The organism is Armatimonadota bacterium (assembly GCA_017993055.1).
In the GTDB taxonomy this organism is placed as follows: Bacteria; Armatimonadota; UBA5829; order DTJY01; family DTJY01; genus JAGONM01.
The window spans coordinates 1-25,695 of record JAGONM010000008.1 but is presented as its reverse complement, the minus strand read 5'-3'; the positions used below and the strand labels follow the sequence as shown (position 1 = coordinate 25,695).

Below are 25,695 nucleotides of genomic sequence, written 5' to 3'. Positions count from 1 at the left end.
GCTTGTCTGACCTCGAACGCTACCTGCTCGTGGGCCTGATCGTCTTCTTCACGCACTTCCAGGAAGGCGTCACCGGCTTCGGATGCACCGTGCTCGCCCTGCCTTTCGTCGCTCTGCTCCTGGGGCTCAAGGTCGCCGTGCCGATGCTCGTGATGCTCGCGTGGATCCTGGCGCTGTTCATAGTGATCGCCGCCCGTAAGGACATCGTCTGGCGCGAGTACCTTCGCATCATCGCCCTGGCCGCCCCTGGTCTGCCTGTCGGGCTGTGGGTCGCGCACGTTCTGCCGGAGGAGGGGCTGAAGTGGGTGCTGGCGTTCTTCATGGTCGGCATCGGGGTAAACGGGCTGATCAGGCAGCTAATGACGTCCGGCAAGGACGGCGAGATCAGTCCGCGGGCGAGGCTTCTCCTGAGTGCGTTCATCCCGATCGGCGGAGTTATCCAGGGCGCTTTCGGCTCCGGCGGGCCTCTGGTGGTGGTGTATGCGAGCCGGGTGCTGACCGACAAGAGCGTCTTCCGCGTCACGCTCTGTCTAGTCTGGTTGACGCTGAACGGTACGCTGATAGCTCAGTGGGCGGCGCGCTCCATGATCACGGCTGAGACGCTCAAGCTCGCCGCGCTCTGCCTCCCGTTTACCCTCACCGGGATGCTGCTCGGCAACCTGGCGCACCATCGGATCAACGAGACCGCCTTCCGGATACTGGTCTACTCGGTGCTGATCGCGTCAGGCGGCATGCTTTTCTGGTCGCTGGTCTAAGTCGGGTGGCAAGAGAGAAGGCGGGAGCGCGATGCTCCCGCCCGAGGCGGAACGAGGATGGCGGGTGAGGTCACGGGCTCTCAGAAGCGAACCTGGAAAAGCTTGTACGCGGCCATCAGGCTGAACGAGTCGAAGCTGAAACCCGCGAACTTTTCCATCAATTCGTAACGGGCCTCGAGCGCCAGCTTCTTGTCATATACCAGGCCGATCGTGATGTTCCCAGTGAGTCCCCATCCGCTCCTGCTAACCATCATTGTCGGCGAGAACACGTCCCCGTAGAACGCCCCGACGTTGACGGCTGCGTAGGTCTGTGTCTTTGTGCTCTGGCCGAATCCCTGCAGGATGCCGACGGTCAGGGGTACCAGCACAGCGCTGTCGTCGTTCTTCTCCAGCGAGTAATAGCTGACGTCGTACATCAACCTCATGTGCTTCGGCAACTCAGTCAGTATGGGCCTCAGGCCGAACCTGACCTTCGTGCCGCCGAAGACGTCCTCCACGTCCGAGTTCAGGGGTGTGTACGAGCCTACGCCCAGGCCGATGACGAGCGGGGGTTTCCGGCCCTGCTCCTCGTCGGAGGGAGCTGCTTCATTGGGCTGCCCCGAGTCGGAGTCGGTCTGCGGTGCCTGTGCGATGAGCACGGGCCTGTCGGTGCCGTCGAGGACCGGCGGCTGTGCCGCCGCGAGTGCGGTTCCCACCGCAAGGACGGCGAGGACGAAAACAACAACAAACGACCGATGAATCATGAGACGACCTCCCGGATGGTCTGGTATGCGTGAGTATTGCCGACAGTCTAACCTCTGAGCGCCGAAAAAGCAAGGCTTAGTCGGCGGACAGCATTTCCCTGGTAATAGTATCGGTATTCCGGCCGGTCGGCTGTAGTAGCGGTCGCGCAGCGAAAGATACTGTCAGCGGCCTGTCTGAGGAAGGGGAATGCCTGAATCAGGCGTCGAACAGTTGGAGCAGAGCACTTTTTCGAACCGTATCAGTGGAATCGGCAACACACATGGTGAGAGCGCAAAATCCGGACTCGAGGATCCAGATGACGGACATCGACAAGCGCACGATAGCGGGTCTTCTTCGAGGCGATGACGCCGCATACTTGGCGGTCATCAACGCTCTGAAGCACCCCGTCCACCGGTTCGCCCTGCGGCTCTGCCGGGACTCAGCCACGGCCGAGGACATCACGCAGCAGACGTTCCTCGCGGTGTGGCAGAGCATAGGATCGTTCCGATGGAGGTCGAAGTTCTCGACCTGGGTCTTCGGCATCGCATATCGCCAATACCTGCTGCTGAGGCGACAGCGCGAGCACTCGGTCGAGACCGTCCCGCTGGAGGAATGGCACCAGTCCGACAGGTCCGACGTGTCAGACCTGTCCGATTTGGTCGCACAGAACGCCGAGCGCGAACGAATCCGCCGAGCGGTGTGCGCCCTGCCGGACCCGTATCGAGAGGTCGTCTGCCTCGTCTATCTGGAGGGCTTCACGTGCCGTGAAGCCGCCGAGGTGCTCGATACTCCCATCGGGACCGTCAAGTCACGGATCAACGGCGCGCTCAAAATCCTGCGCGAAAGGCTCGGGGAAAGTGAGGATCAGGCTGATGAAAAGCGACAGCCCGAGAGTTCACAGGCATAACCGCCTGACAGCATTCACACACAAGACGCTGTGTGGCACATGCAGGCGCAGCAAGACGGAATGGACTCGCCTTAGCCGTGGAATCGAGCGGCTTGAAGACGAGCAGTTCCCGCCGTCGCTCGATGAGAAGCTGCTCGCCGATGCGATGACGGCATCAGCGAAAGCCCGCCAGGCCACGCCGATCCGGTCCCGCGCATCGGAGGTGTTCACCATGAGAAGAGTGACATACGCGGCGGGATTCGTCGTGATCCTGCTGCTCGTCGGAGCATTCCTGTTCCCTCGAATGCAGGGTAACGCGGCGATTGCCGACGCGATGCAGGCGATGAGACAGGTCAAGACCTGCCACTTCACCGGCTCGATGCCTGACGATCATGGGGGCAGAATGGAGATCGAGGGATGGTTCAAAGCCCCTGACCGGTTGTATGTACACAACGGGGATTCCCATGAGTCCTACGTTCTGGATGGCAAAGAGATCATCATCGAGCGGGACAAGGTCACGATCAGCAAGAACGACACGGACGTCCAGTCCATATTCGTGGGTGGACTCTTCAGAAGGACGATGTCGCTGTATCAGTACTTCGACAAGGTGGACGTGAAGAAGGACGTGCTGCCAAATGGCCACGAAGCCCTGGTGATAACGACGCATGAGAAGCAGCGTTACTACGAGGGAACGGCCGTCTTCACGATTGACAGGAACACTGACCTGATGGTCAGCATTCGGGAGTACGACAAGCAGGGCGAACTCACGACTGAACTCGACAACTTCGAGTATGACGTTCCGATCCCCGATTCGGTCTTCAAGGTCGAAATACCCGATTCCCTGCCCGTGACCGACAACACGAACTAGCCACCAACTGGGGGCCCGTCCGGGCCCCCAGTACTCCACCGCTCCAATACTCCATGGTATAATCCCATCGAACCGTTTGCCCCCGAAACCTGACATACATAGTGAAAGCGCAATCCGCGGAGTGACTGAGTGGCAGAGATCGGTCCGGCGACAATCGAGGCTCTTCGTAAGGGCGAGGAGCAGGCCTACGCCGCAGTCGTGCACGAACTGCTCGCGCCTGTGTACAGATTCCTACTGCGCCTGTCCGGCGACTCGGGCACGGCAGAGGACCTGGCGCAGGAGACCTTCCTGGCCGTGTGGCATGGGATCGGCTCGTTCCAGCAGAGATCGCGGTTCAAGACATGGATCTTCGGAATCGCGTATCGCCAGTTCCTGCGGCATCGGGACAAGCGGACCGTCGAGACGGTTCCGCTGGAGGAATGGCATGGTCTGCCGGACTCGTCGGACAAGTCCGACCCGTCAGACCTGGTCTTGAGGACCGCCGAGAAGGAGGGAATCCGCCAGGCGGTCTACAGCCTGCCGGATCAGTATCGGGCGGTCGTCTGCCTCGTCCACTTCGAGGGACTGACGTACCGAGAAGTCGCGGAGATATCGGACCTACCGATCGGCACCGTGAAGTCGCGGATGAACAGCGCTTTCAAACTACTGCGCGAGAAGCTCGGGGGAAATGGGGTCGAAGGCTATGAAATGCGCGAACCTGAAAGCCTACCTGGACAACCAACTCAACTTCTATGAGCGTCTGCTGATGGCGGCGCATGTGAAGTCATGCGCGTCATGCCGGCAAAACATGGCGGAGTGGTCCGGCCTTAGTCGCGATATCGAGCGGCTTGAAGGCGAGCCTGTTCCGCCGGCGCTCAGGGAGCGGGTGATGGCGGACGCGATGACGGCGGCTGCCTCGGCCCAAGCACGTGATGCCTCAGAGTCCCGGAGTCCCCGCGCACAGGGGGTATTTGTGATGAAGAGAGCATTGCTCGTTGCCGCATTTGCGGTCGTTCTGGTCGCGGTCGGATTCTGGCTGCTTCCGGGAGAGAACGGTGATTTCGCTCTGGCCGACATGGCCCAGGCGATGACGAAGGTGCAGAGCGTGCATTTCACGGGCTTCAGCATTGATGGCAGCGGCCGGCGTCAACCGGTCGAGGGATGGGTCAAGGGAGCATCGAAAATCCGCATCCGGGTCAATGGTATCAGAGACGTAGCCGACGATGGCAAACGGCTGGTTGCGATCGAGCGCGACTATCTGCCAAAGGTGACTATCCGGAGCACAGGCAGTCTCCAGGGGCTTGCCAGGGGGATGACCTACCTCGATCTGTTCAGCGGCCCGGGAGCGCTCAGGTCGGCGGTCGTGGCCAATGGAGCCGAGATCATCGGCGAGAAGAAGGAAACAGCTGCCGGCAGGGAAGTGCTGGTCACCGAATTGCAGGGTGATGCAGGTGCCCGGATGTGCGTGTTTACCGATCTGAGCACCAACCTCCTGGTCAGATCAGAGACCTACGATCCGGCGGGCACGCTGATCGAGTGTATAGAACGAGTCGAGTATGATGTGCCGGTCAACGATTCGTTGTTTGTACTCGCCATCCCGGACGATCTCCCGGTCCTGGATATGATCAGCCCCAGTCCCGAGGAGATCCTCGATGATCGAGAGGCCGAGTTCAAGCGCCTGCAGGCCGACCCGAACGCCAGCATGCTCTTCTTCCAGGATCACAGCCCGGCGAAGCGTCTGGGCTCATGCGGGAGTAGTTTCCATCCCGATTTCCAGTTCGAGATGTTCGGGCCGGGACTGGTGTCCATCCACTACCTCGCCGACAAGAATATGTATCGCGTTCTGGGCAAGGTTCGGGCGCACAGCCTGAAGGACGGATGGCGCTCGGACATGGTCGAGGACGGTTACATCCGGCTCGCCGGCGAGCCTCAGGTGGAGGATGTCCTGATGCTCGATGGCAAGGTCGGCGATTACTGTAAGGCCGACAGAGGAGTCTACCGCATCGAGAACATCGGCCCTGGCCCCGCGACGGTGACCTGGCATGAGGTCAAGAAGGCATTCGTTATCCGAGGTAGAGCAACGGTGCTTCCGACCGGCAGGGCATACACTAACGGCGTGGTCGAACTGGATATCGACCATGGGCATGACATCGCCGAGTACGTGACATCGGGTGGGAAGCTTGACTGGGGCAACCTTCCCCATAGTGAGATCGAGTCCATGAAGGCCGATATCGACGTGGCGGTGAGGCTCGCGCGGATAGAAGCCGCCGCGAACGGAGACGGATTCGGTCGGATAGACGGCACGGAAGTCACGGCCATGTATGGCGTCGGCTCCCAAGCTGACGGCATCAAGTTCTCTCCTGCCGGACCCGGCAGGCAGATCTGGGTGTTGTACACTCAGTCCACTCGGCAGTACCACGTTCTCGGACGCTGCCGGATCGATCCGGGCGGCGCGATCGTCAAGAACGGTATCGTCTCCTACGATGGTAAGGTCCTCTCGTCTGAATAGGGTGTGATATCGAGGGAGGATCACAGCATAGGCGCAGGCTTGCCGGCCTGCGCCTATGCTCATTCCTGCCCGGTCTGCATAATGGAAATCATAGCTTGCGGGTCCGCACCTTGTTATGCTGGATGATGACGACAGAGCCGGCAATCTCGTCTTCAGCCAGCGCGGTGAGCATGATCTGCAAGCGGGAGCACATCATCTCGGAAGATGGGTTGTCAAGCCTCAAGAGCACCAGACCGGGACATGGCTCTTTGCAGGCGAACGTAAGGTCGGCGAAATCGAGGTCAGTGGAAACGAGGATCAGTCCATGAGACTCTGCATAGCCGAGTATCTCAAGGTCAGATGCGCCAGACAGGCCGATCTCAGAGCACCGGACTGCTTCATGGCCGAGCGATCCTAGAGTGCCCGCGACCTTGGGCGAGATTCCCATATCGAGGAGGAATCTCATTACACCGAGACGACCTTCTCTCGGGTAAGCTCGGCGGCGTACTCCAGAGCCTGCTTGATGTCCTCAGTCTCCAGTTCCGGATAGTCATCGACTATCTCGACGGGCGACTTCCCGGCGGCAACCAGATCAACGACCAAGTATACCGGTATGCGCAGCCCACGAATGCAAGGCTTCCCAAAGCAGACATTCGGATTGACTGTGATTCGGTCTAGTTTCATCGGATTCACCGTTCCCATTATACCACACTGCTGAACGGCTACGGGTTGATGATGATCTTGTTCCGCTCGGGGGATGCCATCACCTCGAGGGCCTCGTGGATGCGCTCGAGCGAAAAGCGGTGGGAGATGATCCGCTCGGTGTCCACGAGGCCGGTCTCCATAAGCCGGATCGCCTTCATCATGGCGAGCGAGGTCGTCCCGAAGCTGGCGTCCTGGCGACCCTCGAGGAAGTGAGTCAGCCCGCCGTCGAGTTCGAACTTCTCGTGCGTCGTGATTCCGAAGACGTTCCACCTCGTGCCCCGTCTGCGCAGATCGACCATGAGCTGAACTGCCTGGATCGGACCGGCGGCCTCGACGATCAGGTCCGGCCCGTCGGGGATGATCTCACTGATTCGGGCGAGGGCATCCTCCTTAGTGGGATTGACGGCATGAGTCGCGCCGAGGTCGAGGGCGTTTCGGAGCGCATAGTCACTCGTATCGACGGCGATCAGCCGGGCGGCCCCTGCGGCCTTCGCCACCATCAGGCACAGAAGCCCGATGCTTCCCACGCCGATCACAACCACATCGTCGCCGATGGTCATCTCGCTATGCCGGATGACGCCCTTCCACGCGCCCGCGAGCGGCTCGGTGATCGCGGCGGCGTCGAAGGAGATGCTCGCCGGCTTGTGGTAGAGCGTGCCCTCCGTCGTGAGCATGTACTCCGCGAATGCGCCCGGCCGCACGTCGTCCGGACCGTCGCCGCCGAGGACGAAAGCACGCTCGCAGTAGTGGGTGTTCGCCGACCGGCAGTGAGCGCACCGCCCGCAGTATCCGAGCGGCTGAACGATCACCTCGTCGCCGACCCTCACGTGCGTGACCCCAGGGCCTACCTCCGCTACGACTCCGCTCGGCTCGTGACCCTGGATCGAGGGGAACGTCACATTCCGCCGGATCCCCCTGATCGCCTTGTAGTCGGTCGCACATATCCCGCACGAGACGATTCGCACGACCACATCGCCATATTCCGTGGCGCGCGGAATCGGTACCTGTTCGAGTCGAAGGTCATCGAAATCGTGCAGAACGGCGGCGAGCATAGTCTCCATTGGTGTCTTCTCCTTCCGGCTGCATCAGGCCGGGTGTTCTATCGCCGAGGTCGACCTGCGGAGCGGATGGTCACCGGGCCGAAGAGTCCGCTGCTCAGGGATTCCCGCTCGAACTCCAGCGCGCGCTTATGGTAGGGTCCGAGGTGCTTGTCATCGAACCTGTCGAGCGCATGGCTCGTCAGATACTGGTTCGCCAGCGTATTCGTCACGGTAACGCTCAGCTCGTTAACACCCGCCCTTAGCGTACCAACTGTCACGAACGACCACGGCTGCCACAATCGCCTGCCCAGGCTCCGGCCATTGAGTCGCACATCACAGGCATAGCGGACATCACCCAGGTCGAGCAAGCGCGCTGCTCGGACGAGGCCCGCATCACACTCGAACCGAATCGTGTACTCAGCATCGCCCGAGAAGCCTTCTCCCAGAGCGTCTCTCCAGTCGCCAAGCACGACCTGCACCGCCTCGCCACTAGCGTCGCGGGCCTCGATATCGTGTTCTCCGAGAGAGTAGGTCCTATTCTGACGGCAGGACCATCCCTCTCCGAGTGTAAGCAGCACCTCTCCGGGCTCGGGCCGACGCCTCGACAGCGGCAGTCGCTCATTGGTGAAGCAGAAGACAGCGGAGCCGGCAAAGTTCAGAGTCAGAGGCATCGACCAGCCTTTCGGCGTGCGCTTCGCACCCGACGGCTTGTAGCACTCCCCCGTCTCCGGCTCCAGCCTCAACAATGGAAGCTCTTCCTCGATCGTCAACGTGCAGTGTGCCTCGTTCATCCCTTCATTGGTGATGAAGTAGAGGGTTCCGTTTGCCATCCGCCGGCAACATACTCTCAGGTTGGGGTTTGCCGGCGACACCCGCAGCAGTGGCTTGACGTGCTCAGCCACCACCTCGAAACCTATTGCCGCGGTTCCGACAGGTCTGTCGCCGGTTGGACTGTCTATCCAGAGCACCGTACCCCCGGCGGCCGCGAACCCGGCCAGGACGGACTTCGAACGTTCGGTCATCCAGTGGGTACGCGCAACGCATACGGTGTCGTATCTCATCGGGCCTGCGCACAGCTTGCCATCCGCCGAGCTTATCGACTCTCCAAGCACATCATCATCGATCAGGTCGAAGTCACACTGGTTTTCGAGGAGAATCCTTGCCAGCGTATCATGCGAAGTGATCACCGAACTGAGCTTAGACCCGCTGGCCCAGATGTCTCGAGCGGGATAGTATAAGGCCGTCCTGATCTCCGGAGTCCCCAGGGACAGGAGGTAGCTCAGCCTGGCGATGTACGCGTGGTATCCGTCCATGTACCTCCACAGAGGGCTGGTGTCCCCCATACTCGGCCGCTCTCCGCCCATGAACCAGTCCCGGGTAGAGAGCGGATACCCTATCATGGTCATCAGGTTGATGCCGCGTACGTACTGGTAGTCGCTGATCCACTTCATCTGTTCCGGCGTAAGCCCGCTTCCATACACGGCAAACGATTCTGTGAGAGCCCAGGGCTTTCCCTCGATGTGCGCCGCAGATGAAGCGTACTTGGGGAAGTGGTGGTTCTCGGCCCCGGGCCATATCTGCCGCCAGATGACATCGACTCCGGGGACATCGCAATGCCTCAGTGCGCGAAGGGCGTAGATGGAAGCGGCGGACTGCGTGGTGTGCTCGTTGTCGAGATGCCCGCCGGAGAGGATGCCGCGGCGGTGGCACCATTCCTGGATCTGGCCGAGATACGCCTCGGCGAACCGTTGGGACCACCAGTCGTGGAAGTCCACGCGTACCAGTTGGTCCTCCGGGGTGTCTCCCTCGAACAGGGAGGGAAGATTCTCCGTTATGTCATATCCCTTGGCTCTCCGGAAGTCCTCTGCCAAGGCGTCGGTCCAGGGAGTGGATGGCACCCCGGGCTCGTCGGTGAACATCAGAGAGACTGATTGCCCGAAGTAGTCTCCCATTGCCTGTCTGTAGCGCTCGTGGGTCATCCGGATGAACTCGGCGGTTGACTTCGGGTTGAGGAGATCGGGGTAGCTCGCGCTTCGAGAAACGCTGAATACCAGCACCCGGGCGTTGTCGACGCCGATCGTCTCTTCGGAGCCCGGCGTAAGCCGTTTGACCCGAGTCGAATCCTGGTACAGAAACGCTCCGAGGCAGTCCATCGGGACTTCGACCGTCTCGCCCTTCGCCGGACTCAGCACCAGTCGGACGAGTGTCTGCTGCCCAAGACTTGGGTTTGCCCTGACCAAGCTGCCGCACACACTGCCTGAAGGCCAGCCACCTTCGTCATAGAGCCAGATGTTCAGGCCGAGTCTCTTCGCTTCCGCTGCCATGAACCGGTATCGGTCGAGATAGCCCGGGCTCAAGTAGTCAGGGGCGAGCAACGTGGGCATCGACGTCGGGCGGAATTCCTTCGGCTCAGGCACCGGTGTCACGGTTCGGGCGCCCAGATCGGCCATATCGCTCATCTGTGACGAGATGACCGATTCGGTCATCTCGGCGTTCAGTACCCACATGTAGCCCGGCCTGTAGAATGCCTCCGGCGAGACGAAGCGCGCGAACCTCAGGGAGTCCAGGCCCGCCGTCACTGACCCTAGGTGACTGGATTCGGTTGTCGCATCTGCAGAGACTCCCTGCATGGAGCCGCCTGCCCGAACCGTTGCCGCAAGACAGACCACGCAGGCGAACAGCACGCAGACAAACTCGGGCAGTCTTTCGCGGATCATATCGCATGCGTCCTTTCCGTCCCTTCATCACGTGCGAGGGGCAGGCTTGTCAGGGCGCCGCCGATGTGTTTGTCGGTGGCTGCGTCGGGTGTTGCGTGTGACGAGGCTCGCTGCCTCAAGCACCCGGCAGCACCCTCCGAGGAGCGATGTACTCCTCCTTCGTGCCAAGCGACTCCAGGAGCTCGATGTACCCCGCGTGAAGCCTCTTCGCCACTTCCTTGTTCTCCGAGAAGACGTTCACGTTCTGGTGCGGATCGCTCGGGTTGTGGTACATCTGCGGCTGGAGGTCGCCGGCCCCGACGATCAGCGTCCACTCGTAGGTCACGATCGTGCTCGCCTTGAGCGCGCGGGCATACTGGTCCCAGTTCGACGACTCCAGGTTCAACGGCACATCCGATACCGGCGGATGGATGATCGCCCCTGATGTCACCGCGAACTCCCGGACCTGCCTCGGGCTGCCCTTAAGGATATCGACCAGCGAGTGCCCCTGGATCGTCTCCGGGTGCTCGACGCCCGCCAGGTCGAGGATAGTCGGCATCAGGTCGCACGGCTGGACGAACTGCGCGCGTCTGCCCGGACCGACTCCAGGCAGGTGCACGATCAGCGGGATGCGGCTAATCTCGGTGTAGAGTGGCCCGAACTTCCCGATCAGCCCGTGCTCGCCGAAGTAGAAGCCGTGGTCCGCCGTGAAAATCACCATCGTGTTCTCCATGAGGCCGAGGTCCTCAATCTTCTTCAGGAGCTTGCCGACCCAGGCATCGACCATAGACACTTCGCCCGCATAGAGGCCGCGGATGTGCTCCAGTTCGGCATCCGTCAGGAATCCGCGCGGCGCATAGAGCGGGTAGATCACCTCATCGCCCTTGTAGCCCGCGCAGTACATCTCCTTGTACTTCTTCGGCGGGTCCCAGGGCTCGTGCGGGTCGAAGGTGTCCACGTAGAGGAAGAACTTGTCGAGCTTGTGATTGTGATCGAGCCAATCCATCGCCCCGGCCATCGTCATCGGCGCGAAGTAGTCCTCCTCGCCATGCCGGTCGGCCACGTTGCGCAGGTACTGGGACGTCGTCCGATCCGCCCCTCGCAGCTTCTTCACGTCGCACGGGAGCTTGACCTCGCGCGGGTGGGTCTTCCACCGGTCGCCCTCCTGACCGCGGATCCAGTTCCATCCGTTGAATCCCCGATCGTAGCCGTACCCGTTGGCGATGACGTGCGGCGTGTCGAGGATCATGTAGCTGATGTAGCCGGCCTTCCCGAGAACCTGCGGGAGCACGATCTCTTCGCTGGAGAGCGCAGCCCAGTCGGTGTAGGTGAATGTGTATCGGCCGGTCAGTAAGTCCCGTCGGTTCGGTACCGTCGGGAACGAGCCGGTGTATGCGTGATCGAAGACGACCGACTCTCGCGCGAACTTGTCGATGTTCGGCGTCTGAATCCAGTTGTTCCCGTAACAATCGAGGTTGTCTCGTCTGAATGAGTCCGAGTTGATGAAGATGAAGTTCATGACGCCCCCTCCGTGCCTTCGCGAGGCGCGCAGGCACGACTCTGAATTAGCCGGTGGGGGCTCAAACTCCTTCGAAGAGAGGCGCCGATACTACGCCGGGATGGCCTGCCTCGGCTCCTCTTCGATCGCGGCTGCTTCCGCGATCGCGTTGCCCATGTCGGCGAGCGTCTTCAGGCGCGCCATCTCCTCGTCCATGTCAATCCGGTCTATCTGCCGGTCGTCGAGGGCGTTGATGATTCTTTCCGCAAGGCGGATCGACCCGAGGACTAGCATCTCGTTGTCGTAGTCCACGTAGACGTGGAACCGCCCCCTGGGGTCTATCCTCCAGTTCCACTGCGTCTCTCCCTTCAGGACGCGCGACTTCTGCACCTGCCCCTGCAGCTCTATGATGAGGTGTTCGAGCAGGTGGGGAATCTCGGTGGCCTGACATTCCCGGCGGAAAGTGTAGCCGTTCTCATTGTCGCATCGGTGGCGAGACAGATGCGGGAAGAGCTTGAAGAGCAGCCTGGGTATGTGCGGGGCGTGCTCCGTGGAACAGCGGTACGGATCGCCCATCTCGACGACCAGCTTCACCCTGTTGCGCTCGTAGAAGAGTATCTCGATGACTTTCACTTGGAATACCCGTCCCTTCTACCCTAAGGTATCGGGAAGAAGCGCCCCCGGCTGTAGGGCTGCCGACCGATGCCGTCGTCCCTGCGTCAGTGTAGCATCTGCCGGAGAGGGTGTAAAGCGGTTCTGCAAGATATTTCAGATATCTATCCCGACTCAGATATAGATAATGGACAACATAGCGGTGAACGCACAGCCAACTAATCGCCGTCACCGTAATACGGGGTCAGAAGGAGTGTCTCGCTTCGGTCCTCGACAGGTCCTCGATCGGTCGTATCTCCGCCTCGACAGCCGCTCCCCCGCGCGTGATCCTCGAGCCGCCCGCCAGAAGTGCCCTTGCGGTGCCGTCGGCGCCGATGCGGACGTGTACCGCCTGCGCGTCGGTCTCGAAGTCCAGAAACCGCAGCTTCGCCCCCGGCTTCACGCGTTGCACGAAGTGGTCGGTCCTTCCGTCCGCAAAACGGACTGTCAGGCCCATTGCCCGGCCCGTTACCGCCAGCTTCTCGACCGACTTGACCGGGCACTCGACGCCTTCCGCGACCGGGTAGAATACATACGCGAAGCTCGCCGGGCCGGACTGCTCGCGGGAATACGTCGGCGTCGGGATCGGACGCACGTCGTATCCGCCCGCGGGCATCCATCCCTGCACGATCGGCTTCTCCTGCCCGGAGATGACTTCGAGCCGGAGCCCCTCGTCGGCAAGAGCGATGATCGCGAGGTTCGACTCCTTGTTCTGAGTGACGACTGACAGAGATGACCCGTCAACCGTGACGCCCGGGGCATCGAGGTGGAACATGCTGTCGTATCGGTGGGGTTTGTCGTCCTGCGGCGTCAGGAAGTCGGTGACGATCCAGTACTCGGGTTTCACGAAGAGGATATGCCGGGTGTGTTCGACTCTGGTATCGTTCCTGGGTCCGTAGCCTTCGGCGTAGCTTCCGCACGCGTAGTCGAAACCCTCACCCGCGATCCACTTGTTCGGCAGCGGCTTAGAGATCACATAGTCTGCCCGGTTCGGTTTGTCGCGCCGGTGCTGGTCCTCCCCGTCCACCCTGATGGTGTTGTGGGCGCGCGTGGAGAGCACGTACTTGCGCCACTCCGAGCTGTCATAGGGGTAGTTGCCCGGGTCAACGAGGTGATACCTGCCGTGCGAGTAGATCACGAAGCTGAGCGAGTCCTCGTGCTGGTGGCCGTACCCGAACGGACCGGCGTCCATCAACAGGTAGCGGTCGTCCGCATCCCATCCCGAGCGCGTCACGATCTGGCCCGAGAACGGTAGCGCGATGGAGCCGACGGACGGCTTCTCTCCGCTCTTGCCTCCGGTGGATACCCACTCGTAGTCCTTCCTGTCCGGGTAGAACGTGAACGCCTTCGCCAGCGACCCCCTGATGTCGGTTCGCCCTGAGTCGTTCAGGCCCGGTAGCGTTCCGCCCGGCATCGAGGCGTAGAGGTTGTAGTCGTACATCTTCTGGATCCTGGCAATGAAATCATCCGGCACCGGTACGCCGTTCAGGTGGGCGATCTCCCAGGCCGAGATGAAGTTGCCGAGACTGACCTGATGGTATCCGGTGGCAAGCTCGATCTGCGCGCCGTCCGGGTAGACCTGGCGGTCGAGTTCCTCGTAGGTCTTCTCCATCGCCGTCCTGCGCCACTCGGCCGACTCCTTGAACTCGGGGAACATGGCGCCGACGTGCATCAGGCCGTTCATTTCCATCGCCAGCCAGTTGCCGGTAGTCGGGTACTTCGCCAGGTGCCTCGCGTGCTCCGCGAACGATTTCACCATCGCGACGACCGCCTCATCCGTGAACGACGGCGAGATCAGGAACTTGTGATAGGTATCCATCCACGACTGCCCCGCCCGGATGCCCGCCTCGATTGTCCGCCAGGTGTACGACACGTTCCCGCTGACGGTCGTCGGCACGGGGCACTTCGCCAGCCAGTCCATGAGCTGGAAAACGAACTCGCGCGCGTACTTCTCATCGCCCGTCCGCCGATATGCGTCGGCAAGGACGGTCCAATCCCTGTGGCGGGAGAGTTGCCACGGCCACTCGCGGTAGTTGATCGGGTTGAGCGTCCAGTCAATCTCGCCCTCGTACTTGTGGTAGTGGCTGCAGCTGTACAACTCGTGGGCGAGCACCCTGTCGGCGGCTCTGGTATCGACTCTCGAGGGATCCGCCTCACGTTCAGGCTCACTACGCCAGTCCCACTTCCAGGCCGGCGTCTCGCGGCTTCGCAGGTACTCGGCTAACTCGTGCATCCTCGCCCCTGGGTCATGCGCATCCCTGACCTTCTCCAGCCCTGAACGGTCGAGATCCAGCATTGCGAACAGCTCGTCATCGGATATGCCGGGACTCGGCACGCGGCCGAGCCGGATACCCGCGATGTGCATCACCACGGAGCGATCGGGCTCAAGGTCCCATCCCTCTGAGGCGAGCATGAAAGCCTGGATGTCGCTGAACCCTACCGGACAGCGGGCGATCCCGAACTCCGTGTATGGTATGGCGAAGGACTTCCAGCCCTGCCAGTTGAGCCTGATCTTCTTCATAAAGTAGTCCGGCTCCGGTGACTTGGGCGTGTCAGAGCCGAGCACCAGCACGACCTCACCGCCGCTCGCCTTGTTCGAGTGAAGCGCGAACTCGAGGCAGTTGAACCTCACCCAGTCGTGCGGGATCTGATCCGTACTGATGTGCCCGTCCTTCGCGTGGTCCCACTTCGGCGCGGGCATGCCGCCGTAAGTCATCGCCGGGTCGGGGGTCAGCCCCTCCCAGCCGGTCAAGTCGGACAAGTCCGAAAGATCCGCGTTCTCCGACAAGACCCGCGTCGCGAGGATGAGCGCAAACAGAATGCAGGCCGCAAGTAGTCTCATGGTCATCTCTCCGTCAACAGCCTTTCGTTTCTACCGGTCACTTCCCATATGGCGATGCTCGTGCGTCAAGTCGTGCATGTGCGGGTGTTCGTGTATCTCGCCGTCGTGCAGGTGCGCGTGCGCGTGAATCAGGTTCACCGAGAGCAGCAGGTCTAGATCGTCGAGCGCTTCGTTAAGCGGACCGTCGTACGCGAGTCCGTGGTCCTCCGAGAGGACCAGCGCCCGGTCGGCGACATCCGCCGCGAACCCGAGGTCGTGCGTGCATGTGACGAACGTCATTCCCGCCTTGTGCAGGACTTCGAGGAACTCCACCAGCCACTGCTGAGTCCGAGGATCGAGCCCGGCGCTCGGTTCGTCGAGCAGGATCACCTCGGGGCTGCACGTCACGAGTCCGGCCAGCGCGATCTTCTTCTTCTCGCCGCCGCTCAGCGCGCCGGGGGAGCGGCGCCTGAGATGTTCGACGCCGAAAAGCCTGAGCGTTTCATCTACTCGGTGCTCGACCTCTTCGGCGGAAAGCCCCAGTTGGAGCGGCCCGAACGCAAGTTCCTCCTCGACGGTCGAGCAGAAGAGCTGGGCATCCGAGTTCTGGAAGAGGAAGCCGACCTTCTGCCGAAACTCCCGAGAGAACGGAGGGGTCTCGACGCCCTCCTCAGTCAGTTCTCTGCCGAACGCCTCGATGCGTCCCTCCGACGGGAAGTAAAGGCCGTCGAGCAGATGCAGCAGGGTGGACTTCCCGCTCGCGTTCGCGCCCAGGATGGCGGCGCGTTCTCCTTGGCGCACCTCGAAGCTGATCTCGTTCAGCACCGCCGCGCCGCCCGGGTAGGAGTAGCTGATGCCGCTCGCCTTGAAGACGACGTCGCTCACGGAATCTCCTCCCTCGTCGGTGACGTGACCTCGCAACTGCGCTTGCGGAAGCAGCCCGACAGGGCGCGCTTCGCCTTGCCTGCGGGCAATCTCGCGTATCGGAACAGCCCGGGCATGGGATCCTGCCAGTTGAATACGGCCTCGTTGAACCTCAGGTACGGCCTCAGGATCTCCCACGCGCTCAGCTTCCATTCAGGCTTTCCTTTGCGCCATCGAAGCCCAGCAAGGTCTCCGGCGATGTCTATCCAGTACCGGCCGTCTCGCTGGCGCGCTTCGAAGAGAGGCTGTCCCGTGCAGATAAGGTAATGCTGAAGCGGCAGGTTGACGCCGTTCAAGGCGCACATCCCGCACCGGTACACGTAGCGCGGGTTTATCTCCAGCATGTACCACTTCCCGTCTCGATTGCTGTGGATGAACTCGATCCCGCCCGAACCCACGAATCCGCTTGCCTTGCAGAACCTCTCGGCCATCTCACGCAGTTCGGGAATGTAGCAAGACACCGACACGCATGCCTTCCCGAAGTCCGCCGGTTCCTGGCGGACCTTGCGTGCAGTGTGTACCGACGGCAGCTTTCCACCGACTTCGGCCACGAACTGCGCGGTCACCAGGCTGCGGTTTGGCTCGCTGATGAACTCCTGCACCAGGCAAGCAATCCCCATGTCCGACACCCGGCGGGCTGCCTCTTTCAGGTCCTTGCCGTCTGCGACATATATCGCCTTTCCGCCGAACTCCTTGGGGAACTTCACGACGTCCAGCAGTCTTCTTCCGTCGAACGTGAACCTCGAAACCAGCGGTTTCACCAGCGCCGGAAAACGTTGCCAGCCTGCGATGTCGGCTGCGTCCGGGCGGAACACAGTTTCGGGGACGGGTATGCCGATCTCCGCCGCCAGCCGGAGCATCGGCTCTTTGTCGAAGACGAGCCGCATCGTCTCCGGGCTGAGATAAGGATACGAGATTGCTTCCGCAAGCTCATCCCGGTAGAGCGATGCGATGTAAGCGTACAGGTCCTCGGCAAGGACGAGTGCGGGCCTCGTTCTCTGGTTCCTGCCGTACTCGATCAGCCATCGCACGAACGCCTCGTGGTCCTCGATGGGATTGGGGACGATGTGGCGCTCTCTGACATACCTTGACCGGAGGTTGTCGCACCGCCCGGGACTGAGTGCGACTACCGGGACGCCGGCCTCTCCCAGCGATCGGATGATGCCGTAGCCGGCGACGGTCCCCGACGGATAGACCAGGGCCTTCGACTCGGTGGAGAACTCAATGCCTCTGTAGCGCAAGCTCTAGAACCTCCCATCCGTCTTCATGAGAACCAGCGTCGCGGCGAGGGATATCGCCGGCCAGAGCAAGTCCGTCGCCCCGATGCCGGGCGCCCGCGCGACGCGGATGTCGCCGTCGTACCCGCGCGACACCATCGCGTTGTGCGTCTCCTGCGCGAGGCGGTGCGTCCGGCGGAAGAGGCTGCCGATTCCCGCCGCGACCCAGCGGTGCTCGTCCCTGAGCGGCCGACCGCCGATCGTCCGGCTCAACTTGGCAAGGTGAATCTCCTCCGCCGACCGCAGCAGTAGGGTGAGGTACCTCTGCATCATCGCCAGCACCATCCCGAATGCTCTGGGCATTCCAAGTCGCCGCAGCCCGTTGAGCAGCGACGCCCGGTCGGTCGTGGCGACCAGGAGAAACGCGAGAGTGATGCAGGCCGTCGAGCGCAGGACCAGCCGCCCAGCGACGATCAGTCCGTCCGTGGTGACGCTCAATGGGCCGAGAAGGGTGACGACCGGCGTTCCGGGGGTGACGACGTTGAGAGTCGCCGGCAGAGCGATCGCGAGGCTGAACATCGGTACGCCGAGCCACATCCGTCCCAGGCGGGCAGGCGTGATGCCGCTCACTAGGACGGCAGTCGCGGCGCCGACCACGAGGGCCGCGAGAGTAAGCAATCCATGGAGCAGGGTCGCTCCGACGATCAGGATCAGACAACTGACGGCCTTCGCCCTCGGTTCGATGCGCGAGACCCGCGATTCTGACGGTCGCTCGCCGGCCATCTCGCGGGCAAGCGCCTCCCCGAGGCTCGCCAGCGCGCGCCTGACCGTGTTGCGTTTCCTATGACTCTTCTTCGCTCTCGCGTCGCGCAAGTATCCTGCCCAGCAGCATCGTCAGCGCGACGACTATCGCCGCGCCGATCACCGCCGACAGTATATAGGAGACACCGAGCGCGTGCAACGGGGCGCTCTCCTGCCCCTTCATCGCGTAGTCCGGAATGGGAGCGTGCCACAGGTCGGCCACACTCGACATGCCTTCCGGCAGATACCCGACCATCCCGTCCAGTTCGTCGGCGCTCCACTCCCCCCAAGCCGATCCCGCGCCGAACCTTGCCGGGATGATAAGGCCCAGCGGAGAGAGCACGACGAGAATGCCCAGTCCAATCCAGAGCTTCTTCATGCCTTTGCCCCCAGGAGCGATGAATCCGCCTTCTGGAGATAAGCCACCACCAGTCCGGTGACGACCGCCTCCACGATTCCGAAGAACAGTAGGTGCTCCGCCGCCATTATCGGAACCGCGATCTTGAGCGGGTAGGGCGAATACAGCGCGCGGCCGGCCGCGTCGTGAGCGATCAGCGGCTGGATGCCGAACATGATCGCCGTACTCAGCGCTGCCGCGTTGAGTCCGATGTACCCGCCGACCGCCGCGCCGATCCATCTGCGCCTGGAAGTTACCTCCGACCGCCCCGCTATCAGCCGGTAAACTCCCCATCCGACGAAAGGCATCACCACCGCCATGTTCAGGCAGTTCGCCCCTATTGCGGTTATCCCGCCGTCGCCGAACATGACCGCCTGCACGATCAGCGCGACTGACACCGCGAGGCATGCCGCCCACGGACCGAGCAGTACCGCTATGAGCACGGCGCCGACAGCGTGTCCCGTCGAGCCTCCCGGGATCGGAACGTTGAACATCATGATGACGAAACTGAACGCCGCCCCAAGCGCCAGCATCGGGACCTGCCTGCTTCGCAACGTTCGGCTGACCGCGCGTGAGGCCGCTGCCCAGAACGGCGCTGCGACCAGGTAGGCCGCACTATAGGTCTGGGGACCGAGATACCCGTCTGGTATGTGCATGGCTACCTCCCTTGGATCGGTCCGGTCAGGACGAAGGCCAGGCTGAACCGCGTGTCGGCGCTGCTCGAGTTGGGGAACAGCACCCCGAGTTGAACGTCGAAGCCCTCTCTCTGATGCCAACAGAAGCCCACCGACGAGCAGTTCTCCGAACCCGCAGTATAGTCGCCCATCAGCACCAGTCGCTCACTCACTGCGTAGTCCGCCCCGACGAACCACTGGCTCTCGTTCTCGATGCTCTCGACTCCCGCATGAACGCGGAGCGCGTCGAGTTCCTGTGTCGCGACCAGGAACCTCCCGTGCTCGGGTCCGACGCCCAGGCTGTGGATGCCGACCGCCACTGCCGGGCGTACATCCGTGCTGGGGACGAGCAGGTACTGGAAGTTCAAAAGGACTTCGCCATCGTCCCCGTCCGCCCACTGGAAGTCCACGCCCGCCGCAAGCCTGGGGGTGAGTCCGAACTGGGTGTTCAGTATCCAGGTGTCGTCGCGGAGGCCGCTCATGACGCCGTCAATCTGCGGCTCGATGTCGTATTCACCGTGCGGGACCGTCTCCGCGGTCGGTATGGCGATCAGCCCACTGGTACAAGCAAGGCAGGTTCCGCCTACTGCCAACAGCGTGGCGACGACGAGGACGAGCGTTCCGCCTCCTCTGCTCGATCCGTTCGTGTGCATCGTGCCTCCTGAGTGGTCGGATGAACTACCTGAGCTGCTCGCCCGTCGTCGTGCAGACTAGCTTGCCGTGTTTGACCCCGCGAGTGCTGATCAGACGGTCCGCTATCGCCCGCACCTCGCTGCTCCGTCCGCGGACCACGATTACTTCGAGACAGCTGCGCTCTTCGAGGTGGATATGCGTCGCGCAGACCACCGCATCGTGGACCTCGTGCTGAAGTGCGGTGAGGTTATTGGACAGGTCGCGGACCTCATGGTCGTAGACGATCGTGATCGTTCCGACCACCGGCCGGTCGCCTGATTCCCAGTCGCGCTCGACGAGATAGTCCCGCATGATGTCGCGGATCGCCTCGGACCGGTTGCGGTATCCTTTGCCGTGAATGCTCTTGTCGAAGGCGTCCACCAGTTCTGCGGGAATCGAGACTCCGAAGCGAGCCAAGTCGGGCATTGAGTAACACCTTTCTAGGAATCGTAACACGCGCTGCTCTGATTGTCAACGGGCATCAGGAACGGATTCGGAGATCAACCCATCGGGCACTGTGAATCGGCGGTCTCGCACCTTGCCTGGATCGCCCAGAGCTTCCCTGATGCGATGAGGTACAGGAACGACGCGCCGAGGAACATGAGAAACGCTCCGCAGACGACGACGATCACCCGGTAGGCCCCCGGGCTGATGAAGACCCGCCCGGTCACGACCGCCGCCCCGACGAGCAGGTACCAGACGACATCTCCCATGATGTGGCCGATATAGAACGCGCCGACGGACGAGGTTCGGCTGCCCCCTGGCTTCCGAGCGAGCGTCGCGAAGAGAGCTGCGCCGACCGTCGCCCACCAGATGACCCAGTACGGGTTCGAGATGCTTACCGCCATGCCGGTGACCACCAGATTGCTGAGAGGCCCGGCGCCCGAAACTGGGGAAGCCGATCCGGAGGCGTGCAGGTCGAGAGCGCCGTTCAAGGCGGACGGGATCATGCCCCATCCCATCCAGAGGAGCACGGCGCCGCCGAGGACCGAGATCGTCCCGATCACCGGCCTCGCCTTGAGTAACCGTCCCAGGCCGAAGATCAACCAGACCACGACCAGCAGTTCGAGCAGCGAGTGTCCGACCATCAGCAGCAGTGGGGCGATGAAGCCTTCGGTTGCGGCCCGGGCGATAGTGACGGTCAGCAGCGGCCCGGGCATCAGCGCGCCGGAGAGCGCTGTCATGAAGGATGTTGCCAGGATCGTGATCGGCTTCATGGCAAGTTCAGTGTACCAGCGCCTGCGGCGGGTGTCAACGGAGTTTGCAAATCCGCGCGATTCGTGGTAAACTACGGGTTGGTTCCGGCAAGTCCGAATACGGTGGCCCTGCGACGCCGCGTGAGACATGCGGCGGGCCGATATCGCAGGGCTTATTGCTGTGTGCGGCGTGCCACGATCTGCCATCATCAATAAACGTGTCGCGGCCGAGGCTCGGTGCCGGCTGCGCTATTTGCGGCCGCGTGTCAATGTGGGCCGCGCGAAAGGGGAATGCAACATGAGCGACAAGAAGCGCGTGTACCTGTTCCGCGAAGGTAACGCCACAATGAAAGACCTGCTCGGAGGCAAGGGCGCCAACCTCTGCGAGATGACCAACATCGGTCTGCCCGTCCCTCCCGGGTTTACCATCACCACGGAGACCTGCAACGACTACACGAAGCTCGGCAAGCTTCCCGACGGCCTCTGGGAAGATGTGATCGCTGCGCTCGCCGACGTCGAGAACGATATGGGCAAGAAGCTCGGCGATGCCGCCAGTCCGCTGCTCGTCTCGGTTCGCTCGGGAGCCAAGTTCTCGATGCCGGGCATGATGGACACCGTACTGAACCTCGGGCTGAACGACGATACGCTCAAGGGTATCATCGCCGCGACGGGCAACGAGCGCTTCGCCTACGACGCCTACAGGCGATTCGTCATGATGTTCTCCGACATCGTGCTCTCCGGCGATTACCCGAAGCTCAAGAAGGAGCACTACGAGCACATCTTCGACGCCCTCAAGGAGAAGGTCGGCGCAAAGCAGGACACGGATGTTGACGCCGCCGGACTCAAGGAACTGGTAGGCCAGTTCAAGGTCTACTTCAGAGAGACTACCGGTCGGGACTTCCCGACGGACCCGATGGAACAGCTCAGGATGGCTATCATAGCCGTTTTCAAGAGTTGGAATAACGAGCGCGCAATCATCTACCGCACGCGCGAGAAGATCTCGCACGACCTCGGCACTGCCGTCAACATTCAGGCCATGGTCTTCGGCAACATGGGTAACGACTGCGGCACCGGTGTAGCATTTACCCGCGACGCGGCGACCGGCGAGAACAAGATATACGGCGAGTTCCTGATGAACGCCCAGGGCGAAGACGTGGTTGCGGGTGTCCGAACTCCCGAGACCATAGACCAGTTGGCCCAGCACAATGCCGAGATCTACGCGCAGTTCGTGGGGATCGCCAAGAAGCTCGAGAACCACTACCGGGACATGCAGGACATCGAGTTCACCATCGAAAAGGGGCGACTCTTCATACTGCAGTGCCGCGCCGGAAAGCGCACTCCGCAGGCCGCCATCGAGATTGCGGTGGATCAGGTTCACGAAGGGCTCATCACTAAGGAAGAGGCGCTCACCCGCACTTCGTCGGACGTTCCGGGGCTGATGCTCCTGCCCTCGCTCGACGCCGAGTACATCAGCAGGAACCATCCCGAGGTGCTCGCGAAGGGCCTGAATGCCGGTCCCGGCGGGGCGGTCGGAAAAGTGGCGATCGGGTCCCCCAAGGCGCTGGAGATGGAAGCTGCGGGCGAAGAGGTGATACTCGTGGGTCGGGAGACCACCCCCGACGATCTGGGCGGGATGCTCGCGTCGAAGGGCGTGCTCACGGCGACCGGCGGCAAGACCTCCCACGCCGCTCTTGTGGCAAGGCAGTACGGCATCCCGACCGTCTGCGGCTGCAGTGCCCTGCAGATTGACGACGTTGCGCGCACCATCACCGCGCATGGCGTCGTGCTGAAGGAGGGCGACTTCATCTCGATTGACGGTACCAACGGGGTCGTCTACCACGGCCAGATTCCTACCAAGGAGCCCGGAGTTTCGGGCAAGTTCGCGGAGTTCATGGGCTGGGCGGACTCGATCCGCAGGCTCGGTGTGCGCGCGAATGCGGACACCCCGGAGCACGCTGAGGAAGCTATTGAACTCGGCGCCGAGGGCATCGGACTCTGCCGGACCGAGCACATGTTCATGGGCGACCGAGTGCCCGCGGTCCAGGCGATGATCCTCGCCGAGAGCGAGGAGATCCGCGAGCAGGCCCTTGCGAAACTGCTTCCAATGCAGCGCGAGGACTTCGTCGGCATCTTCAAGGCGATGGGCGGCCGACCGGTCACCGTGCGCCTGATTGACCCGCCGCTCCATGAGTTCCTTCCGCCGCTGAACGAACTGCTCGTCGAGCTTGCCGAGCTGCGCTGCAAGAACCCCGGCTCGCCCGAGATCAAGCAGAAGGAAGCGCTCCTGCGGAAGGTCGAGGACATGCACGAGGCGAACCCGATGCTCGGACTGCGCGGTTGCAGGCTCTCGATCTACTTCCCGGGGATCGTGAACATGCAGGTCGCCGCCATCATCGGCGCGGCGTGCGAGGTGAAGAAAGCGGGCATGGACGTCCATCCCGAGATCATGATCCCGCTCATCAGCGCGGTGGCCGAGCTGACCTACATCAAGACGCAACTCGAGGAAGTCGCGAAGAAAACGATGGCCGAAGAGGGCGTCGAGGTTGACTACATGTTCGGCACCATGATCGAGATCCCGAGGGCGGCGCTGACCGCCGACGAGATCGCGAAGGAGGCCGCCTTCTTCAGCTTCGGCACGAACGACCTGACCCAGATGGGCTACGGAATCTCCCGCGACGACGCCGGCAAGTTCCTGCCGCTCTACATCGAGAAGGGCATCTTCAAGGCCGACCCGACCGATACCATTGACCAGAAGGGTATCGGCCGGTTGATGCAGATCTGCGTCGAGGATGCGAAGGCCGTGAACCCGAAGATCAAGCTCGGTATCTGCGGCGAGCACGGCGGGGAGCCGGACAGCGTGAAGTTCTGTCACAAGATCGGCCTGAACTACGTGTCCTGCTCGCCGAAGCGCCTTCCCGTCGCGCGCCTCTCTGCCGCCCAGGCAGTCATCGAGGAGCAGGGTAAGGACGTGCAGCGGGACAAGTAGTGCAGAGTGTGGAGAATAGAGTGGGGAGGGCGGAACTGGACAGCAAAGCTCCGTCTGAGTCGCCTTGCCCCCACCGATGCACTCCGATGAACGCACATAGCTGAACCACAGAGCCCCGGTGACTCCCGTCGCCGGGGCTCTGCTCTTGGGAGGAGTTGCCCACTCCAAGGATGAAATGCTCACTGGATCTGGCAGGAGCGGCAAAGCTGTTCGTGCTATCGTGTGCAGGTGGTATAATGAAGATACGCGATGTGCTCAGACGTCTTCAGGACGATGGCTGGTAGGAAGCCCGTCGGCGTGGCATTCACCGTGTGTTGAAGCACGACCCTAAGCCCGGTGTCGTCGTTGTGCCCGGCCATATGTCTGACGAGGTCGCCCCCGGCACACTCAAGAGCATCTCGGACCAGGCGAGACTGGAGGAAAAATAGTGATTGAATACCCTGTAATCTTCGAGAGAGCAGGACGCAACTACTCGGCGTATGTGCCTGATCTTCCGGGATGCATCACCACGGGCAAGACTCTGGAGGAGACCGAGCGCAGCATCAAGGAAGCGATCGACCTCTACCTCGACACCCTGCGCGAGGATGGACAACCGATCCCCGTGCCCACTGCGAAGGCGAAACCGGTCTCCGTCGCCGCATAGCATATCTATCCACTTGGGAGAGTGGCTGATGAACGAAGGCAGCTTCGTAATCTTCACCAACACCATTGACGACATGGTGGCGTTCAACATGCACCACCTCGCCCATTCGCCGGCCTCCAGGCGCATCAGGTTCTGGTCCACTTGGGGGATCGCCCTGGTCATAGTGCTGATCGGCGCTGTCGCCTCTCTGGTACAGGGAAGCTCGCACAGCCTCGTTCTCGTATGCGCTTGGGCGGCGGTCTACCTGGCTTTCACCATACCCTACTACAGGTGGGCCGTCCGACGGCGTATCAGGAAGCTGGTAGGTGAAGGCGAGAACAGGAGTTTCCTATGCCGACACACGGTACGGCTGACGGATGAAGGTCTGCACGCCGAGTCCGAGGTGTCCGAAGGCAAGATTCTCTGGGCGGGCATAGAGCGCATCGCCGAGAACGACGACTACCTCTTCATCTACACGGGCGCGGCGATAGGGCTGGTGATTCCCAAGGCGAGGATCGAGTCGGGTGATCTCGCGTCTCTCACCGAGGAGCTCAGGCGAAACGTCGGTCCGGCTGCAGACGGGGGCCCGCGATGAGCCCGTACGAGATCACGATGCTGGTATGCTTCGGGGCGAGTTGGCCCTTCTCGGTCCACCGAACGTGGAAGACTAAGAACGTCGTCGGCAAGAGCCCCATCTTCCTCTCGCTCGTCATCGTCGGATACGCGGGTGGAATCTTCCACAAGATTCTGTACAATCCAGACCCCGTCGTCTGGCTCTACGCACTCAATGCCGTGATGGTAGCCGCCGACCTCGTGCTCTGGTTCCGCTACCGAGAGCGCCCGGCTTGCCGCGCCTCTGACTCTGCCGCGATCTGAAGAATCCGTGTCGGTTCGGGCCTGACTCTGCGAGCATCCCGCCGCGCCTGCGCTCAACGTTTGACCTCGCGGGTCTCCCATGGTAGACTGTGTTCGAAGGCATGTTGCCTTGACGCAACGGTGCGACCGGATACCCAGGGAGGTATCCGGTCGCACCGTTGCGTCAAGGCAACATGCCTTCGAACACAGTCTACCATGGGAGACCCGCGAGGTCAAACGT

General features: G+C 62.0%; 24 protein-coding genes and 1 pseudogene. 10 read left to right on the top strand and 15 right to left on the bottom strand.

Annotation, left to right across the window (positions count from 1 at the left end; all coding sequences use genetic code 11):
- The first annotated feature begins 2 nt into the window (after positions 1–2).
- On the top strand, positions 3–755 hold the full coding sequence (locus KBC96_04910) for a sulfite exporter TauE/SafE family protein (protein ID MBP6963729.1): 753 nt from the start codon (positions 3–5) through the stop codon (positions 753–755).
- A gap of 80 nt (positions 756–835) precedes the next feature.
- Here the strand turns inward: KBC96_04910 and KBC96_04905 are convergent, their stop codons facing one another.
- Complete coding sequence (locus tag KBC96_04905; protein MBP6963728.1) at positions 836–1,498, bottom strand: hypothetical protein; 663 nt, start codon at positions 1,496–1,498, stop codon at positions 836–838.
- 296 nt (positions 1,499–1,794) lie between these two features.
- On the opposite strand from KBC96_04905, the gene KBC96_04900 reads away from it, so the two are divergent.
- The 4 genes from KBC96_04900 to KBC96_04885 all read left to right on the top strand — a co-directional run bounded on the left by KBC96_04900 (position 1,795) and on the right by KBC96_04885 (position 5,720).
- Positions 1,795–2,385: an RNA polymerase sigma factor gene (locus KBC96_04900; GenBank protein ID MBP6963727.1), complete on the top strand. Its 591-nt coding sequence runs from the start codon at positions 1,795–1,797 to the stop codon at positions 2,383–2,385.
- Positions 2,351–3,232, top strand: coding sequence for a hypothetical protein (locus KBC96_04895; protein ID MBP6963726.1), 882 nt, complete (start codon positions 2,351–2,353; stop codon positions 3,230–3,232). Before KBC96_04900 ends, KBC96_04895 begins: the two co-directional genes overlap by 35 nt.
- 129 nt (positions 3,233–3,361) lie before the next feature.
- On the top strand, positions 3,362–3,967 hold the full coding sequence (locus tag KBC96_04890) for an RNA polymerase sigma factor (GenBank protein MBP6963725.1): 606 nt from the start codon (positions 3,362–3,364) through the stop codon (positions 3,965–3,967).
- Positions 3,915–5,720, top strand: a complete 1,806-nt coding sequence (locus tag KBC96_04885) for a hypothetical protein (GenBank protein ID MBP6963724.1) — start codon at positions 3,915–3,917, stop codon at positions 5,718–5,720. The genes KBC96_04890 and KBC96_04885 overlap by 53 nt, the downstream gene beginning before the upstream one ends.
- 88 nt (positions 5,721–5,808) lie before the next feature.
- Here KBC96_04885 and KBC96_04880 read toward each other — a convergent pair whose 3' ends face one another.
- From KBC96_04880 to KBC96_04815, 14 genes are all read right to left on the bottom strand, one after another.
- On the bottom strand, positions 5,809–6,165 hold the full coding sequence (locus tag KBC96_04880; GenBank protein MBP6963723.1) for a DUF5615 family PIN-like protein: 357 nt from the start codon (positions 6,163–6,165) through the stop codon (positions 5,809–5,811).
- On the bottom strand, positions 6,165–6,401 hold the full coding sequence (locus KBC96_04875; protein MBP6963722.1) for a DUF433 domain-containing protein: 237 nt from the start codon (positions 6,399–6,401) through the stop codon (positions 6,165–6,167). Before KBC96_04875 ends, KBC96_04880 begins: the two co-directional genes overlap by 1 nt.
- A gap of 20 nt (positions 6,402–6,421) precedes the next feature.
- Positions 6,422–7,465, bottom strand: a complete 1,044-nt coding sequence (locus KBC96_04870; protein MBP6963721.1) for an alcohol dehydrogenase catalytic domain-containing protein — start codon at positions 7,463–7,465, stop codon at positions 6,422–6,424.
- A gap of 38 nt (positions 7,466–7,503) precedes the next feature.
- Positions 7,504–10,161, bottom strand: a complete 2,658-nt coding sequence (locus KBC96_04865; protein MBP6963720.1) for a hypothetical protein — start codon at positions 10,159–10,161, stop codon at positions 7,504–7,506.
- 115 nt (positions 10,162–10,276) lie between these two features.
- Entirely contained in the window at positions 10,277–11,659 is a 1,383-nt protein-coding gene (locus KBC96_04860) for a sulfatase (GenBank protein ID MBP6963719.1), read from the bottom strand.
- Between the two features lie 90 nt (positions 11,660–11,749).
- The gene (locus KBC96_04855) at positions 11,750–12,271 is read right to left on the bottom strand and encodes a hypothetical protein (GenBank protein ID MBP6963718.1); all 522 of its coding nucleotides are present in this window, start codon (positions 12,269–12,271) and stop codon (positions 11,750–11,752) included.
- Positions 12,272–12,494: 223 nt separating this feature from the next.
- A complete protein-coding gene (locus KBC96_04850; protein ID MBP6963717.1) occupies positions 12,495–15,131 on the bottom strand; it encodes an alginate lyase family protein in 2,637 nt (878 codons plus the stop codon).
- A gap of 30 nt (positions 15,132–15,161) precedes the next feature.
- Entirely contained in the window at positions 15,162–16,187 is a 1,026-nt protein-coding gene (locus KBC96_04845) for an ABC transporter ATP-binding protein (GenBank protein MBP6963716.1), read from the bottom strand.
- A 1,091-nt stretch (positions 16,188–17,278) separates the two neighbouring features.
- Positions 17,279–18,124 (bottom strand): cobalt ECF transporter T component CbiQ, encoded by an 846-nt coding sequence (cbiQ, locus tag KBC96_04840; protein ID MBP6963715.1) that lies wholly within the window; start codon positions 18,122–18,124, stop codon positions 17,279–17,281.
- Positions 18,093–18,431 (bottom strand): PDGLE domain-containing protein, encoded by a 339-nt coding sequence (locus KBC96_04835; GenBank protein ID MBP6963714.1) that lies wholly within the window; start codon positions 18,429–18,431, stop codon positions 18,093–18,095. The genes cbiQ and KBC96_04835 overlap by 32 nt, the downstream gene beginning before the upstream one ends.
- Positions 18,428–19,105: a cobalt transporter CbiM gene (cbiM, locus tag KBC96_04830; protein MBP6963713.1), complete on the bottom strand. Its 678-nt coding sequence runs from the start codon at positions 19,103–19,105 to the stop codon at positions 18,428–18,430. Before cbiM ends, KBC96_04835 begins: the two co-directional genes overlap by 4 nt.
- Before the next feature lie 2 nt (positions 19,106–19,107).
- Positions 19,108–19,776 (bottom strand): hypothetical protein, encoded by a 669-nt coding sequence (locus KBC96_04825; protein ID MBP6963712.1) that lies wholly within the window; start codon positions 19,774–19,776, stop codon positions 19,108–19,110.
- A gap of 25 nt (positions 19,777–19,801) precedes the next feature.
- Positions 19,802–20,221, bottom strand: coding sequence for a nickel-responsive transcriptional regulator NikR (gene nikR / locus KBC96_04820; protein ID MBP6963711.1), 420 nt, complete (start codon positions 20,219–20,221; stop codon positions 19,802–19,804).
- Between the two features lie 74 nt (positions 20,222–20,295).
- The gene (locus KBC96_04815) at positions 20,296–21,012 is read right to left on the bottom strand and encodes a LysE family transporter (protein MBP6963710.1); all 717 of its coding nucleotides are present in this window, start codon (positions 21,010–21,012) and stop codon (positions 20,296–20,298) included.
- Between the two features lie 277 nt (positions 21,013–21,289).
- On the opposite strand from KBC96_04815, the gene KBC96_04810 reads away from it, so the two are divergent.
- The 5 genes and pseudogenes from KBC96_04810 (at position 21,290) to KBC96_04790 (ending at position 25,475) form a co-directional block, all read left to right on the top strand.
- A complete protein-coding gene (locus tag KBC96_04810) occupies positions 21,290–23,977 on the top strand; it encodes a pyruvate, phosphate dikinase (protein ID MBP6963709.1) in 2,688 nt (895 codons plus the stop codon).
- 236 nt (positions 23,978–24,213) lie between these two features.
- Positions 24,214–24,405 (top strand): annotated as a pseudogene (locus KBC96_04805) (type II toxin-antitoxin system HicA family toxin).
- Positions 24,405–24,620: a type II toxin-antitoxin system HicB family antitoxin gene (locus tag KBC96_04800; protein MBP6963708.1), complete on the top strand. Its 216-nt coding sequence runs from the start codon at positions 24,405–24,407 to the stop codon at positions 24,618–24,620. Before KBC96_04805 ends, KBC96_04800 begins: the two are co-directional and overlap by 1 nt.
- A 28-nt stretch (positions 24,621–24,648) precedes the next feature.
- Entirely contained in the window at positions 24,649–25,194 is a 546-nt protein-coding gene (locus KBC96_04795) for a YcxB family protein (protein MBP6963707.1), read from the top strand.
- Complete coding sequence (locus KBC96_04790) at positions 25,191–25,475, top strand: hypothetical protein (protein ID MBP6963706.1); 285 nt, start codon at positions 25,191–25,193, stop codon at positions 25,473–25,475. Before KBC96_04795 ends, KBC96_04790 begins: the two co-directional genes overlap by 4 nt.
- Positions 25,476–25,695: the final 220 nt, after the last annotated feature.